General features: G+C 61.9%; 1 protein-coding gene. It reads right to left on the bottom strand.

Annotated elements, in window-relative coordinates:
• Window positions 1-202: 202 nt before the first annotated feature.
• Window positions 203-388 (bottom strand): tyrosine-type recombinase/integrase (locus tag QMN38_RS26800; protein WP_072201085.1); only part of this gene is annotated, 186 nt, incomplete at its 5' end.

A 388-nucleotide genomic window follows, 5' to 3' on the forward strand; every position in this document is an offset into this window, starting at 1 on the left:
TGTCGTTTTCAGAAGACGGCTGCACTGAACGTCAGAAGCCGACTGCACTATAGCAGCGGAGGGGTTGGATCCATCAGGCAACGACGGGCTGCTGCCGGCCATCAGCGGACGCAGGGAGGACTTTCCGCAACCGGCCGTTCGATGCGGCACCGATGGCCTTCGCGCAGGGGTAGTGAATCCGCCAGGATTGACTTGCGCTGCCCTACCTCTCACTAGTGAGGGGCGGCAGCGCATCAAGCGGTGAGCGCACTCCGGCACCGCCAACTTTCAGCACATGCGTGTAAATCATCGTCGTAGAGACGTCGGAATGGCCGAGCAGATCCTGCACGGTTCGAATGTCGTAACCGCTGCGGAGCAAGGCCGTCGCGAACGAGTGGCGGAGGGTGTG

It is taken from the genome of Citrobacter sp. R-1.5.2 (assembly GCF_035064245.1).
Classification (GTDB): Bacteria; Pseudomonadota; Gammaproteobacteria; order Enterobacterales; family Enterobacteriaceae; genus Citrobacter.